This window comes from Achromobacter sp. (assembly GCF_032102605.1).
In the GTDB taxonomy this organism is placed as follows: Bacteria; Pseudomonadota; Gammaproteobacteria; order Burkholderiales; family Burkholderiaceae_B; genus Achromobacter.
Window position 1 is genome coordinate 229,629 of the sequence record NZ_DAMDGT010000009.1, and the last position, 14,596, is coordinate 244,224.

Below are 14,596 nucleotides of genomic sequence, written 5' to 3' on the forward strand. Positions count from 1 at the left end.
GCCTGCCCGCCGCATTGCCGCACGAGGCCGCCGCGAGGCGGCCTTTTTGTTTCAGTCCGCGGCCAGCCGGCCCGTCCTATACTGGCCCTCCAGGCTCGCAAAACCGCGCGCCGCGCACACAGCCAACAACACCTACCGGCAGCCGAGACCTGCCGGATGCGCGGCCAGTTCCTGGAGTTGTACACATGTTCCGCACCCCCATCCGGCGCGCCGCCGGCCTGCTGGTGGCCTGTTCGGCCGCTGCCTTTGCCGCCTCGCCCGCCATGGCCGCCTGGCCCGACAAGCCGATCACCCTGGTCGCCCCGTTCAGCGCGGGCGGCGCCAATGACCTTGTTGCGCGCATCATCGCCAAAGCGGTGGGCAAGACGCTCAACCAGCCCGTCATCGTGGAAAACCGCCCGGGCGCAGGCGGCGTCGTGGGCGCAGCCCATGTCGCGCGCAGCGCCGCCGACGGGTACACCTACCTGGTGGGCAGCAACGGCACCGTTACCAACAGCCTGATCCGGCCGGACCAGCCCTACAAGGACGAGGAACTGACGCCGGTTGCGCTGTTGACCATCACCCCGTCGGTCATCGTGGCCAGCCCCTCCAACCCGGCGAAGGATCTGAAGGAATTCGTGCAGCGCGCCCAGGCGCGCAAGACCGACCGCATCACCTTTTCCACCGCCGGCAATGGCAGCACGCCGCACTTCGTGGCCGAAATGGCCAAGGAAGCCACCGGCCTGCCGATCGAGCCCATCGCCTACAAAAGCGGCTCCGAAGGCGTCACCGCGGTGGTCGGCAACCAGGTCGACGCCACGTCGGAAGCCAGCATCGTGACGCTGCCGCTGATCCAGAGCGGCAAGCTCAAGGCCCTGGCCACCACGTGGGACAAGCGCATGGCCAGCGCACCGGACATTCCGACCACCGCGGAACTGGGCTTTCCCGCCATCCGGATCGGACATTGGGCCGGCCTGTACGCACCCAGCGGCACGCCCGCCGATGTGCTGGACAAGATGAACGCAGCCGTCGAGGAATCGCTGCACACCCGTGAAGTGCAGGATGCGTTGCGCCAGAGCAGCATCGAGCCTGGCGGCGGCTCGCGCGCAAGCTTCGTCGAATTCACCGTGAACGAACGCGAACGCCTCGGAAAGGTGGTCGAGAACGGCCATATGCAGACGCAGTAAGCCGCGAGATGGGCATGGGCGGGACGATCGGAAACCCGATCCGTCCCTGCCTTTTTCGTTTGCGCTTGCTGCGAAAGTATGTTTGACTAGCAACTTATGGCCGCTTACCGCACCCCCCTCGCGATTGCCACCGGACGCTCCGCCGCTCCGGTCGCCGGCCTGCGCGTTCGTTCCTCCTCCATCGCGCTATCGCTATCGCTAGTCCTACCGATCGGTTGCCGGGCCTAGTGTCCCCGTGGTAGCTCGGCAGCCACGCTTGCCACACGCGATTTCCCCCGTTTATCCCTGAATCCTGCCGGACAACCCGGCAAACCCTGGCACAAGACCGTCATCCGGTCGCGATGCCGACGAGCGCAGACAGCGCCGGGATTCAAAAGAAACCGATCGAGGTGTAGTAATGATGCTTGCCAACCCCGCCACCAAATACGTCCCCTTCGCGCCCTTTGCCCGCGACTTTTCCGAACGCACCTGGCCCAGCCGCCGCATCACGAAGGCGCCTATCTGGATGAGCACGGACCTGCGCGATGGCAACCAGGCCCTGATCGAGCCGATGAGCGTGGAACGCAAGGTCCGCTTCTTCGAACAGCTCGTCAAGATCGGCTTCAAGGAAATCGAAGTGGGCTTCCCGTCCGCCTCGCAGACCGACTTCGATTTCGTGCGCCTGCTCATCGAAGAAAAGCGCATTCCCGACGACGTGACCATCATCGTGCTGACGCAGTCGCGTGAAGACCTGATCAGCCGCACCGTGGAAGCCGCCGCGGGCGCCAAGCAGGCCATCGTCCACATGTACAACGCCTGCGCGCCGGCCTTCCGCAAGGTCGTGTTCAACATGTCCAAGGACGAGATCAAGGACATCGCCACGACCGGCACGCGCCTGATCAAGCAATACACCTCGCAGCGTCCCGAAACCAAGTGGGGCTACGAGTACTCGCCCGAAGTCTTCAGCACGACCGAACCCGAATTCGCGCTCGAGGTCTCCAACGCCGTGGCCGACGTCTGGCAACCCACGCCCGACGCCAAGATGGTGCTCAACCTGCCCGCCACGATCGAGGCCACCACGCCCAACCTGTACGCCGACCAGATCGAGTGGATGCACAAGAACCTGGCGCGCCGCGACAGCATCGTGCTCAGCGTCCACCCGCACAACGACCGCGGCACCGCTGTCGCCGCCGCGGAGTTTGCGGTGATGGCCGGCGCGGACCGCATCGAAGGCTGCCTGTTCGGCAGCGGCGAGCGCACCGGCAACGTCGACCTCGTCACGTTGGCCTTGAACCTCTATACGCAAGGCGTGCACCCCGGCCTGGACTTCTCGGACATCGACGAAGTGCGCCGCTGCGCCGAATACTGCAACCAGCTTCCCGTCCACCCGCGCCACCCGTACGCCGGCGACCTGGTCTTCACCGCGTTCTCGGGTTCGCACCAGGACGCGATCAAGAAGGGCTTTGCCTTGCAGAAGTCCGACGCCATCTGGGAAGTGCCGTACCTGCCGATCGACCCCGCCGATCTCGGCCGCAGCTATGACGCCGTGATTCGCGTGAACAGCCAATCGGGCAAGGGCGGCGTGTCGTACCTGCTTGAACAGGAACACGGCCTGGTCTTGCCGCGCCGTCTGCAGATCGAATTCAGCCGCGCCATCCAGCGCGTCACCGACGAAACCGGCCGCGAAGTCACCGCCGACGACGTGCATTCGATCTTCAACAGCGAATACCTGGAACAAAAGGCGCCCTGGAAGCTGATCCGTCACCGCATCGACGGCGATCCGTCCGCCGGCGAAGGCCAGCACTTCAGCATCGAAGCCGAACTGGAATTCAACGGCGAACGCCGCATCGTCAGCGGCAAGGGCGACGGCGCGATCTCGGCCTTCGTGGCTGCGCTGGACGTGCCCGTGCGCATCATGGATTACCACGAGCACGCCATCGGCACCGGCACCGGCACGCGCGCGGCGTCCTACGTTGAACTGCGCGTCGGCGAGTCCGCCACGGGCTTTGGCGTGGGCATCGACCGCGACATCGTGACCGCCTCGTTCCAGGCCGTGCTCAGCGCGGTGAACCGCCACATCAATTCGGGCGCCGTCACGGCCGCCGAACAGGAAGCCGCCGAAGCCGTGTGATCCACGTTCCGGCCTGAATGCCCCTAGGGGCAAAAAGAAGCCCGCCTACCGGCGGGCTTTCTCATTGTGCATTGCGCCGTCAGCCGCGCGGCCACATGTCCGAGGCGCCGATATCCGGCGCGTGGGCGGCCAGCAGACGCGCATGGACCCACGCGCCAATGGCCAGCATGCGGTGGTCTTCATGGCGCGGACCAACCAGTTGCAGTCCGACGGGCAGGCCTTGCGGACCGGTCGCGAAAGGCAGGTTCAGGCAAGGCAGGCCGAACAGCGTCCAGGCGCGCGAGAACTGGGGATCGCCCGTGCCCAGATCGGCAAAGGGCGCCTCGCCGCTGGCGCTGGGCGCAAGCAGCACGTCGTATTGCTCGAACCAGGTGTCCACGCGCGCACGCGACTCGGCGGCGCGCGCAAGATTCGTGATGTGCTGTTCGGCGCTGATCTGCGCCCCGGCTTCGAGAATGGCCTGGAGCTTGGGACTGAGCTGCTGCGCGTGCTCCAGCCTTTCGTAGGCAAGCGCCTGCGAGGCCTCGAACGCCATGATGTCCGAATGCAGCTGCACCAGCACGCAATGCTCGGGCGGCAACGGCACCTCTTCAACCTTGGCCCCCGCGCGGGACAGTATCGCGGCGGCCTGGGCGAAGGCTTCTTTGGTCTCGGTCTGGGCATGGCGCCATTGCAGGCTGCGATACATGCCGACGCGCGGCTTGTCTTCGTAGGAAAGATCCAGCATGCGCGGGTCGCGCATCAGGACCGATGCAAACAGCGCCACGTCGGGGACCGAACGGGCAAAGCCGCCCACGGTGTCCAGAGACTCCGCCAGGCTTTTCACCCCCGCGCGAGAGATACCGCCGAAAGTGGGCTTGTAGCCAACCACGCCGCAATAAGAGGCGGGCCGGATGATGGAGCCCGCCGTCTGCGACCCCAGTGCGAACGGCACCATGTCGTCGGCGACGGCGGCTGCCGAACCGCTGGAGGAGCCGCCTGGCGTATAGGCCTCGTTGCGCGGATTGCGGGTGGGGCCCGCCTGGTAGGTTGCGAATTCGGTGGTGACGGTCTTGCCGATGACGATGGCGCCCGCGCCGCGGCACAGCGCCACCGACGCGGCGTCCAGGCCGGGACGATGGCGGTCGTAGATGGGCGAGCCGTAACGGGTGGGGAGGTCAGAGGTGTCGAACAGGTCCTTGACCCCGATGGGCAGGCCGTGCAGGGGGCCGCGCATGGGGCCGCGATCGAGTTCTTCCGCGCGATCAAGCGCGGCCTGCTTTTGCAGGGCGGTCCAGGCATGAACGGTGTTTTCGCGTTGCTCGATGCGCGCGAACGAGGCGCGCACCAACTGCACTGCGGTCAATTCGCGCCGCTGCAGCTTGTGCGCGGCTTCAAGCGCGCCAAGTCTGTTCAAGGCAGTAGACATGTTCACTTTCCTCTTTGCCGGTGCCGCGCGCCAAGCGCGGTAACTAATGCGCACCCGGTCCCCTTGACCGAGGGTTTGCTGACGGGCGCGTGGCGGCAAGCGCCGTGCCCGAGCAAACCGATCCTTGCCATTGTGCGCTTCGCGTCAATTGGGATAAACACCGAAAACCCTGGATTACCCTGAATGCACGCAGCCGCGCCATGGCTTCGTGTTGTTGCGTCCCTGCCAGCATAGCGCAAACCCGTGCAATACAAAGGTCATATTCGTACAGTAAGATGAAATCGTTTTCAGCAAATTTGCAGCGATTCATTCATGGCTACGCGCCCGTCGCCCCGCTTTTCCATCATCGAAGTGGCTCGCAAGGCGGGAGTGTCGCCGGCGACGGTGTCGCGCGCGTTCAACCAGCCGGAGATCGTGCATCCAGACACCCTGGCGCACATCCGCAACATTGCCAAGCGGGCGGGCTTCCGTCCGAATCGCGTGGGTCGCAGTCTGCGGTCCGGCAGCACGCGCACCATCGGGCTGATCCTGCCCACGTTGTCCAACCCGGTATTCGCGGAATGCTTCGAAGGCGCCGAACGGCGCGCACGGGAATCCGGCTACAGCGTCATGCTGACAGCCACCGGTTATGACCCGGCGGTCGAATCCGCGGCCGTGCAGGGCTTGATCGACCACCAGGTCGATGGCCTGATCCTGACGGTGGCGGACGTCAGCAAAAGCGCCACGCTGGACGACCTGGACCGCTCGGGCATTCCGTACGTGCTGGTCTACAACGAATCATCCGAACACCCCTTCGCGTCGGTCGACAATCGCGCCGCCGCAAGCGACATGGTGGCTCATCTGGCCGCGATGGGGCATAAGCGCATCGCCTTGGTGACGGGCCCGTTGACGGCATCCGACCGCGCGCGGCGGCGTCTGGTAGGCGCCCGGGCCTGCGCCAAGAAGCTGGGCCTGGAACCCATACAACACATCTCGATGAGTTCCCACACGGGCAGCGACGTGGACGCCCTGAAGGCCGCATTGCGCGGCAAACAGGCGCCCACCGCGCTGTTCTGCTCGAACGATCTGCTGGCCACCGCCGTCATCGCGGACCTTGTCGGACTGGGGCTGTCCGTGCCCGCGGACATCTCGGTGTGCGGTTTTGACGGCATGCGCTTCGGCGCCTTGCTGACCCCGCCCCTGACGACCGTCGCCCAACCCAGCGACGGCATCGGCCAGACGGCGTGCTCCAACCTGCTGGCGCAGATCCATGGCCAGCCCCCGCAATCGAACCGCCTGCCGCATTGCATCGTCGTGGGCGGCACCGCGGCGTCCGTGCGCCGGTAGCCGGCGCGTTTCCTCATTCCAACCGATTCCAGATTTCCACCGCCATGCTCATCGCACAAATCACCGACCTGCACATGCGCACCCCGGGCGACAAGGCTTACGGCATCATCGATCCGGCGGCCTTCCTGGCGCCCGCCGTGCGCGCCCTGAATGCCCTGACGCCGCGGCCCGACTGCGTGCTGATCACGGGCGACCTTACCGATCTGGGCAAGCCCATCGAATACCAGACGCTGCGCGAGCACCTTCAGGCGCTGGAGATTCCGTATTTCCTGCTGCCCGGCAACCATGACGACCGCGCCCAATTGCGCGCGGCGTTTCCCGACCATGCGTACCTGCAAGGCGACGGTCCGTTCATCCAGTACGCCGTCGACACCTACCCGCTGCGCCTGCTGGCGCTGGACACGGTGGTGCCGATGAACAGCCACGGCGAACTGTGCCAGACCCGCCTGGACTGGCTGGCCGACCGTCTGGCCGAACAGCCCGGCCGGCCGACGTTGGTGCTGATGCACCATCCGCCTTTCCTGACGGGCATCGAACACATGGACGACATCGGCCTGTTGGCCGGCGCGCAGCAGCTGGAGAGCATCGTGGCGCGCTACCCGAACGTCGAACGCGTGCTTTGCGGCCACTTGCACCGCACGATCTTCCAGCGTTTCGGCGGCACGATCGCATCGACCTGTCCCGGCACGGCCCACCAGCTTGCGCTGGAGCTCGGCCCGCGCCCGACGCTGCAATACATCATGGAGCCGCCCGGGTATCAGCTTCATTGGTGGAACAATGGCAACCTGGTCACGCATCACGCCGTCATTGGGGATTACCCCGGCCCGTATCCGTTCGGTTGAACCTGGACTACGAAACCCCGCATTGCCACATATCCGTCATGTTTGCGCTGCACAATGAAAAGGTTTTCATAACAGGCAACAATGCGGATCTAACAAATAGATCTTCGAGACAGCATGTCATCCATCGTTCTGGATAACCTCACCAAACAGTACGCCGGCGCTGCCGCGATCCAAGGCGTGAGCTTCACGGTCCCGGCCGGCAGCTTCACCGTGCTGTTGGGCCCGTCGGGTTGCGGCAAGTCCACCACGCTGCGCATGATCGCCGGCCTGGATACGCCGACGTCGGGCACCATCCGCATCGGCGACCGCGACGTCACCCAGCTTCCGCCGGCCAAGCGCCGCATCTCCATGGTGTTCCAGTCGTACGCGCTGTTTCCGCACTTGTCGGTGCGCGAGAACATCCTCTTCGGCCTGAAGGTGCGCAAGGAACCCGCGCGCGACTTCGACCGCCGGTTGCAGCGCGTGGCCGGCCTGCTGGGACTCTCCCACCTGCTGGACCGCAAGCCGTCGCAACTGTCCGGAGGACAGCAGCAGCGCGTGGCGCTGGGCCGCGCCGTGATCTCCGAGGCGCCGGTCTGCCTGATGGATGAACCGCTGTCCAACCTGGACGCGCAGTTGCGCCACGAAATGCGGCGCGAGATCCGCGCGCTGCAGCAGAGCCTGGGCATCACCATGGTCTACGTGACACACGACCAGACAGAGGCCATGAGCATGGCTGACCAGGTGGTGCTGTTGCGCGGCGGCCAGATCGAACAGCACGACACGCCTGACGGCCTGTATGCGCGTCCGGCCAGCGAATTCGCGGCGCGCTTCATCGGCACGCCCCCAATGAATTTGATCAACCTTGCGCCGCAACAGGGCTCCACGGTGATCGCCGGCACGCAGGGCCCCGTCGTCGCGGGCGCGCCCGCCGGCGCCGTGAAGCTGGGCGTGCGTCCGGAACACATCCGCATCGATGCCGACGGCATTGCCGCCACCGTGGAAAGCGTCGAGTACTTCGGCGCGGACTCCATCGTGGTGTGTCGCATCGGCGACACCAGCGGCGTCGCCGTGCGGGTCGGCGGCCATCTGCGCGCGAGCGCGGGCGAATCGCTGCGCCTGTCCTGGCCGGACGGGCAACAGCATTTTTTTGCCGCCGATTCGGCGGTCATCAACATCGACGGGCGCTAAAAGACGCCCTACCCACAGGAAAGGAAACACAACATGCGACGCATCGTACTGAAGACCCTGGCCGCCAGCCTGGCCGCCGCCTGCCTTTCTTTGCCTGCGCAGGCGCAGAACAAGCCCGTCGAGGTGGAGTTCTATTACCCGGTCGCGGTCGGCGGCCCCATCACCAAGATCGTGGACGACATGGTGGCGGATTTCCAAAAGGAAAATCCCGACATCAAGATCAAGCCGATCTACGCCGGCTCGTACCAGGACTCGATCGCCAAGGCGCTGACCGCACTCAAGGGCGGCACGCCCCCGCAACTGGCGGTACTGCTGTCCACCGACATGTTCACGCTGATCGACGAAGACGCCATCGTGCCGATCGACGGCCTGGCCAAGAGCGACGCCGACAAGAAGTGGCTGGGCGGGTTCTACGACGCCTTCATGCAGAACAGCCGCACCGGCGGCCACACCTGGGGCGTTCCGTTCCAGCGTTCGACCATCGTCATGTACTACAACAAGGACCTGTTCAAGGCCGCCGGCCTGAACCCCGAGCAGCCGCCCAAGACCTGGGCCGAACTGGTCGAGTACGGCAAGAAGCTGACCAAGCAGGACGCTTCCGGCAACACGACGCAGTGGGGCATCGAGATCCCGTCGGGCGGCGCGTTCGCCTACTGGCTGTTCCAGGCGCTGACCACGCCCAACGGCGCGATCCTGATGAACGAAGCCGGCAACGAGGTCTACCTGGACAAGCCGGCGGTGGTGGAAGCCGCCCAGTTCTGGCGCGATCTGTCGGCCAAGCACAAGATCATGCCGACGGGCACGATCGACTGGGGCACCACGCCGAAGGACTTCCTGGAAAAGAAGGCCGCCATGGTGTGGACCACCACGGGCAACCTGACCAACATCCGCAAGAACGCCGACTTCCCGTTCGGCGTGGCCATGATGCCGCAGCAAAAGCGCGGCGGCAGCCCCACCGGCGGCGGCAACTTCTATATTTTCAAGAGCGGCACGCCGGAGCAGCAACAGGCTGCGCTGAAGTTCGCGCAGTGGGCCACCACGCCGGAGCGCGCTGCCGACTGGAGCATCGCCACGGGCTATGTGGCCGTGACGCCGGCCGCCTGGCAGACCGAGAAGATGAAGAAGTACGCGCAGGAAGTGCCGGCCGCGGCGGTCGCGCGCGACCAGCTGGAAGTCAGTGTGGCGGAATTCTCCACGCATGAAAACCAGCGCGTCACCAAGACCCTGAACGACGCCCTGCAGGCGGCCCTGACGGGATCGAAGACGCCGCAGCAGGCCCTGACCGACGCGCAGCGCGAGTCTGACCGCATACTGCGTTCCTACAAGTAAACCGACCCAAGCACGATGAGCCGCTCTTTGAATGCGCTTTATGGCTGGCTGCTTCTGCTGCCAGCCATCGTGCTGCTCGCCGCCTTCACGCATTACCCGGCGGTGGCGACGCTATGGCACAGCTTCTTTTCCACACCCAAGGGCGCGCGCCCGGCCCGATTCGTCGGGCTGGAAAACTACGCCGTCATGCGCGACGACCCCGTCTTCTGGCAGTCGTTGTGGAACAACCTGTGGTTTGCGCTGGGCACCATCCCCACGTCCATCGGCATCGCGCTGATCATGGCGCTGTGGGTGAACCGCAACCTGCGCGGGCGCGGGTTCCTGCGCATGGCGTACTTCACGCCTACCGTGCTGCCCATGGTGGCGGTGGCCAACATCTGGCTGTTCTTCTATACGCCGCAATACGGGCTGATCGCGCAGGTGATGGGATGGTTCGGCTCGCCCGGCCCCAACTGGCTGGGCAATCGCGAAACCGCGCTGCCCGCGCTGATGCTGGTGACCGTATGGAAGGAAGCGGGCTTCTTCATGATCTTCTACCTGGCCGCGCTGCAGACGGTGTCGCCGTCGCTGCGTGAAGCAGCCATGCTGGAAGGCGCATCGCGCTGGCAGTATTTCCGCCGCATCCTCTGGCCGCTGCTGATGCCCACGACGCTCTTCGTGCTGATCAACGCGTTGATCAATGCGTTCCGGCTGGTCGACCATGTGGTCGTCATGACGCGCGGCGGGCCGGACAACGCCAGCACATTGCTGCTGTACTACATCTACCAGGTGGGATTCAGTTTCTGGGACACGGCGTACGCCGCAACCCTGACCGTCGTGTTGCTGGTGGTGCTGGCGCTGACGGCGCTGATCAAGTTCCGCTGGCTGGACCGCAGGACGCACTACCAATGAAAGACAAGCTCGATACCCTGGGCGCGTGGGCGCTGGGCCTTCTGTGGATCCTGCCGCTGGCCTATGCCATGTGGGCGGCCTTCCATCCGCCCGCCTACGCGACCCGCTTTGACCTGTTCGCGCCGTTGACGCTGGACAACTTCGCGCGCGCCTGGAACGCGGCGCCGTTTCCGCGCTACTTCCTGAACACGTTCGTGCTGGTCACGATGGTGCTGGCGGCTCAGCTGGTGCTGTCCACGCTGGCGGGATACGCGTTCGCCCGCTTCGAGTTCCGCGGCCGGGATTTCGTCTTCATGCTGGTGCTGTTGCAGCTGATGATCATGCCGGACGTGCTGCTGGTCGAGAACTACCGTTCGATGAGCATGCTCGGGGTGCGCGATACGGTGTTCGCCATCGGCCTGCCGTATTTCGCGTCGGCATTCGGCATCTTCCTGCTGCGCCAGACCTTCAAGACGGTCCCGCGCGAACTGGAAGAGGCCGCGCGGATGGAAGGCGCGAACGCGCTGCAAGTGCTCTGGAAGGTGTACGTGCCGCTCGCCAAGCCGATCTACGTGGCCTACGGGCTGGTGTCGGTCAGTCACCACTGGAACAACTTCCTGTGGCCGCTGATCATCACCAACTCGGTGGAATCCCGTCCGCTGACGGTGGGCCTGCAGGTGTTCTCGTCGACGGACCAGGGCATCGACTGGTCCGTCATCACCGCCGCCACCCTGATGTCGGCGGCGCCGCTTCTGATCGCGTTCCTGCTGTTCCAGCGCCAGTTCGTGCAGTCGTTCATGCGGGCGGGCATCCGGTAAGCACCCGCCGGGCTGTCGCAGCGCACAAAAAACCCCGCTCTGGCGGGGTTTTTCATTCATGGTCGAAGGCGAGGCAGGGCGTCAATACCCCACGGTGAGCCCAGGCAGATCCACCGTGATGCGCGGCCGTTCCAGCGCCAGCGCCAGGTGCTCGGCAAATTCGCGGGCTTCTTTTTCGTCGGTGGACAACGTGTCGTAGCCCAGCGCGTCTGCCACGCCAAGCACCTTGTCCAACAAGAGGACCTTGCCGCTGGGACGCAGCGGCTCGCATCCCAGGGTTTCCCAGGCGCCGTCGAACCAGTCGCGCGCTCCGGCCTGGCGCTGCGGGGAGGGGTCGACGCTGGCGGAAAGGTCCAGCGAACGCCGGGCGTCGAAAACAATGGTGATGTCGCTGCGCATGGGGAAGGCTCCGTCAGATGGCGTCAGGCCAGTAGGGTAGGCAAAAAATGCCGGACAGATTGTCCGTCCGGCGACATATCGCTACCAGCCCCGCGACACTTCCCAGGTGACCTCGGCGCCCGCCGCCTGCGATTGGCGCATCATGTCCAGCAAGGGGAAGGCGCGTTCCTTCAGGCCGACCGCGCGCGCCATCGGGGCCGCCGGCGCCTTGTCCTCGTCTTCGTCGTCAGCGCCGTCATGGGCATGCTGGTACTCGTCGATCGCGCGCTCGATACCGCTGATGGCCGGTCCGAGCTGTTCCACGGTGAATACGCCGCGCTCGGGGATCTTGTCGCCGATCGGCTTGCCAGCCGCCTGCAGCAGGGCGCCCGCGTGGTCGGTCAGCATCAGGACTTCAGCAACGACCTTTGAGTGAAAAGTGATCAGCATATTTGGGTCTCCGACATTGATTACCTTACTTACATACACTACCGCAACGCCCCGGGGATGCCAACTGGCGCCCTCAAATCAACTATGATTCAGGGGATTCCCGTGACAGCCGGACCTGCGGCGGCCCTGAATCCTGCATGACCGCGCCAGCCCCCCCTGGGGCCCGCCCGGCCCGGTCCACGCGACCAGCCTGCGGACGCGGCGCGCATCGCCGGCAAGCCGCCGCCTAAGTCACTCACTCAGAACTACGCCAGACGCCCATGCTCCTCGAGCAACAGAAACAGCTTATCTCCCTGATCCAGGCCGCCGTTGCGCAAAGCCTGCCCGACGCTCAAGCCAACGTGCTGCTGGAGCGCCCCAAGGTTGCCGCCCACGGCGACGTCGCCACCAACGTGGCCATGCAGCTCGCCAAGCCCGCGCGCCGCAATCCCCGTGAACTGGCGCAGGCCATCGTCGACGCCGTGATGGCGAATCCCGATGCCGCCGCGCTGGTCGAAAGCGCCGAAGTGGCGGGCCCCGGGTTCATCAACCTGCGCATCACCCCGGCTGCCCGCCAGGCCGTGATCGCCGCGGTGTCCGAGCAAGGCGCCGACTTCGGCCGCGCGGCCCGCACCGGCGAGAAGATCCTGGTCGAATTCGTGTCGGCCAACCCCACGGGCCCGCTGCACGTGGGCCATGCCCGCCAGGCCGCCCTGGGCGACGCCCTGTGCCGGCTCTACGACGCCAGCGGCTGGGACGTGACCCGCGAGTTCTATTACAACGACGCGGGCAACCAGATCCATAACCTGGCCATCAGCGTGCAAGCCCGCGCCCGCGGCCTGACCACCGAATCCCCCGACTGGCCCGCCGACGGCTACAAGGGCGACTACATCGCCGACATCGCCCGCGACTTCCAGGCCGGCAAGACGCTGCAGGCCTCCGACGGCGAACCCGTCACCGCCACGGGCAACATCGACAGCCTGGACGACATCCGCGTCTTCGCCGTGGCCTACCTGCGCCGCGAACAGGACCTGGACCTGCAAGCCTTCGGCCTGGCGTTCGACAACTATTACCTCGAAAGCTCGCTCTACACGTCCGGGCGCGTCGAAGCCACGGTCAAGGCGCTGATCGCCGGCGGCCACACCTACGAAGAAGGCGGCGCGCTGTGGCTGCGCACCACCGAACTCGGCACGGGCGACGACAAAGACCGCGTCATGCGCAAGAGCGAAGGCGGCTACACCTATTTCGTGCCGGACGTGGCCTACCACAAGGCCAAATGGGAGCGCGGCTTTCACCGCGCCGTGAACATCCAGGGCAGCGACCACCACGGCACCGTGGCGCGTGTGCGCGCCGGCCTGCAGGCGCTGGAAGAGGGCATCCCGAAGGACTATCCGTCCTACGTGCTGCACAAGATGGTCAAGGTGATGCGCGGCGGCGAGGAGGTCAAGATCTCCAAGCGCGCCGGCAGCTACGTCACCATGCGCGACCTGATCGACTGGGTCGGCCGCGACGCCGTGCGCTACTTCCTGATCCAGCGCCGCGCCGACACGGAATTCGTGTTCGACGTGGACCTGGCCCTGTCCAAGAGCGACGAAAACCCCGTCTATTACATCCAGTACGCGCACGCGCGCATCTGCTCGGTCATCAACAACGCCGGCATGCCGGCCGACGACGTGGCCAAGGCCGACGCCGCGCAGCTGACCGCGCCGACCGAATTCGCGCTGATGCAGCGCCTGGCCGAGTTTCCGCAAGTGGTGGCGCTGGCCGCCCAGGATCTGTCGCCGCACCATATCGCGTTCTGGCTGCGCGATTGCGCCTCGGACTTCCACGCCTGGTACAACGCCGAACGCGTCCTGGTCGACGACACGGCCCTGAAACTGGCCCGCCTGCGCCTTGCCGCGACGACCCGCCAGGTGCTGGCCAACGGCCTGCAACTCTTGGGCGTTTCCGCGCCCGAGCGGATGTAACATCGGTTCATGGCAACAAAGCGCAAACCTACCAGCCGTTCCTCCGGCGAAAGCGGCAGCACCCTGTACGGGGCGCTGGCCGGTCTGCTCCTCGGGCTGATCGTCGCCGCCGTCGTCGCGTTTTACGTCACCAAGGCCCCCGTGCCATTCGTGGACCGGGCCAGCCGCCAGGGTGATTCGGGCAAGCTGCCCGATCCCCGCCAGGCGCCGGATCCCAACGCGGGCCTCTACGGCCGGGACGGCGCGGCGGGGGCTCCGCCCACCGGCCCCACTGCCACCGCGCCGGCTCCGCTGCCGGGCGCCGGCACGCCGCCGAAGGGCGACGAAACGCCCTCCCGGATGGACGATCTGGGCGCGCTGATCGCCACGCTGCCCACCACCCGGGCGCCCGCCGCTGCTCCGTCCACGCCGGCCGCGGCCGCCCCCGGGACGGCGCCGACCCCCATATCGAAGCCTGCGCCGGCGGCCACGGCCCCCGCCAAGTCCGCCCCCGCCGCCAACGGAACGTATTACCTGCAAGCAGGCGCGTTCCGCGGCGAAAACGACGCGGAATCGCTGAAAGCCCGCATCATCCTGCTGGGGCTGCCGGTGGCGGTGCAGAAGGCCGAACTCAACGGCAAGCCCATCAACCGCGTTCGCGTGGGGCCTTTCGCCCGTCTGGACGACATGAACCGGGCGCGCGGCCGGCTGGGCGAGAACAAGATCGAAACCGCCGTGGTGCGCCAGTAAGGGCGCCCGGCGGGTGGTTTTGCATTGAACTAATCCGGCCCCGGGCCTGTCTGT

The 14,596-nt window shown here is 66.0% G+C and carries 13 protein-coding genes; 10 read left to right on the plus strand and 3 right to left on the minus strand.

Features of this window, described 5'->3' with window-relative positions:
* Positions 1–185 precede the first annotated feature (185 nt).
* Entirely contained in the window at positions 186–1,166 is a 981-nt protein-coding gene (locus RT614_RS20700) for a tripartite tricarboxylate transporter substrate binding protein (protein ID WP_313623994.1), read from the plus strand.
* Positions 1,167–1,563: 397 nt separating this feature from the next.
* On the plus strand, positions 1,564–3,276 hold the full coding sequence (leuA, locus tag RT614_RS20705) for a 2-isopropylmalate synthase (protein WP_313623995.1): 1,713 nt from the start codon (positions 1,564–1,566) through the stop codon (positions 3,274–3,276).
* A 79-nt stretch (positions 3,277–3,355) separates the two neighbouring features.
* On the opposite strand, the gene RT614_RS20710 is transcribed toward leuA, so the two are convergent.
* Positions 3,356–4,684 (minus strand): amidase, encoded by a 1,329-nt coding sequence (locus tag RT614_RS20710; RefSeq protein WP_313623996.1) that lies wholly within the window; start codon positions 4,682–4,684, stop codon positions 3,356–3,358.
* A 312-nt stretch (positions 4,685–4,996) separates the two neighbouring features.
* Here RT614_RS20710 and RT614_RS20715 point away from each other — a divergent pair, with 312 nt between their 5' ends.
* The 6 genes from RT614_RS20715 to RT614_RS20740 all read left to right on the plus strand — a co-directional run bounded on the left by RT614_RS20715 (position 4,997) and on the right by RT614_RS20740 (position 11,039).
* A complete protein-coding gene (locus RT614_RS20715) occupies positions 4,997–6,010 on the plus strand; it encodes a LacI family DNA-binding transcriptional regulator (RefSeq protein WP_313623997.1) in 1,014 nt (337 codons plus the stop codon).
* 44 nt (positions 6,011–6,054) lie between these two features.
* Positions 6,055–6,852, plus strand: coding sequence for a phosphodiesterase (locus RT614_RS20720; protein ID WP_313623998.1), 798 nt, complete (start codon positions 6,055–6,057; stop codon positions 6,850–6,852).
* 114 nt (positions 6,853–6,966) lie between these two features.
* Entirely contained in the window at positions 6,967–8,022 is a 1,056-nt protein-coding gene (locus tag RT614_RS20725; RefSeq protein ID WP_313623999.1) for an ABC transporter ATP-binding protein, read from the plus strand.
* Positions 8,023–8,055: 33 nt separating this feature from the next.
* The gene (locus RT614_RS20730) at positions 8,056–9,351 is read left to right on the plus strand and encodes an ABC transporter substrate-binding protein (RefSeq protein ID WP_313624000.1); all 1,296 of its coding nucleotides are present in this window, start codon (positions 8,056–8,058) and stop codon (positions 9,349–9,351) included.
* A 15-nt stretch (positions 9,352–9,366) separates the two neighbouring features.
* Positions 9,367–10,242 carry a sugar ABC transporter permease gene (locus tag RT614_RS20735; protein ID WP_313624001.1) on the plus strand — a complete coding sequence of 292 codons (876 nt, stop codon included), beginning with the start codon at positions 9,367–9,369 and terminating at the stop codon, positions 10,240–10,242.
* Positions 10,239–11,039: a carbohydrate ABC transporter permease gene (locus RT614_RS20740; RefSeq protein ID WP_313624002.1), complete on the plus strand. Its 801-nt coding sequence runs from the start codon at positions 10,239–10,241 to the stop codon at positions 11,037–11,039. Before RT614_RS20735 ends, RT614_RS20740 begins: the two co-directional genes overlap by 4 nt.
* A gap of 81 nt (positions 11,040–11,120) precedes the next feature.
* On the opposite strand, the gene RT614_RS20745 is transcribed toward RT614_RS20740, so the two are convergent.
* Positions 11,121–11,438 (minus strand): hypothetical protein, encoded by a 318-nt coding sequence (locus tag RT614_RS20745; RefSeq protein ID WP_313624003.1) that lies wholly within the window; start codon positions 11,436–11,438, stop codon positions 11,121–11,123.
* 81 nt (positions 11,439–11,519) lie between these two features.
* Complete coding sequence (locus tag RT614_RS20750; protein ID WP_313624004.1) at positions 11,520–11,867, minus strand: DUF1840 domain-containing protein; 348 nt, start codon at positions 11,865–11,867, stop codon at positions 11,520–11,522.
* 260 nt (positions 11,868–12,127) lie between these two features.
* Between RT614_RS20750 and argS the strand changes: the two genes are divergently transcribed.
* Positions 12,128–13,813 carry an arginine--tRNA ligase gene (gene argS / locus RT614_RS20755; protein WP_313624005.1) on the plus strand — a complete coding sequence of 562 codons (1,686 nt, stop codon included), beginning with the start codon at positions 12,128–12,130 and terminating at the stop codon, positions 13,811–13,813.
* A 9-nt stretch (positions 13,814–13,822) separates the two neighbouring features.
* Positions 13,823–14,542, plus strand: a complete 720-nt coding sequence (locus tag RT614_RS20760) for an SPOR domain-containing protein (RefSeq protein ID WP_313624006.1) — start codon at positions 13,823–13,825, stop codon at positions 14,540–14,542.
* Positions 14,543–14,596: the final 54 nt, after the last annotated feature.